Here is a 365-nt window from a genome sequence, read left to right as displayed (position 1 = left end):
GTAGTCGGCCGGGAAGGCATAGAACGCCAGCAGCGCGTCACGGTCCTTGGTCTGGCACGTCACGGCCTTCTCGTACTTCGTCCCGTTGTCGGGGGGTTTGATCCACTGGATCAAACCCTGATCCCTCCAACTCTCGGCGAAGGTGTCCAGGGCCGCCTCGGCGGCGGCGCGGGTCTCGGCCTGCCAGATGTCCCGGAAGTCGGCCTTCACCGCCGGGTGCATGGATTTCGGGACCTTGTTCAGCACGTTCGAGGTCTTGTGAACCCAGCAGCGCTGGTGACGCGTGCCCGGGAAGACCTCGTCGAGCGCTTTCCAAAAGCCCATGGCGCCGTCGCCCACGGCGATCTCGGGCGGCACCTCGAGGC

General features: G+C 66.0%; 1 protein-coding gene. It reads right to left on the bottom strand.

What is annotated here, in order from left to right; genetic code table 11:
• A partial coding sequence (locus tag AB6A65_RS16730; protein ID WP_371039507.1) for a transposase occupies nucleotides 1-365 on the bottom strand: 365 nt, incomplete at both ends.

It is taken from the genome of Rhodosalinus sp. FB01 (assembly GCF_041365715.1).
Taxonomy (GTDB): Bacteria; Pseudomonadota; Alphaproteobacteria; order Rhodobacterales; family Rhodobacteraceae; genus Rhodosalinus.
The sequence above is the reverse complement of the archived record's forward strand: the minus strand, read 5'-3'. Positions and strand labels throughout refer to the sequence as shown.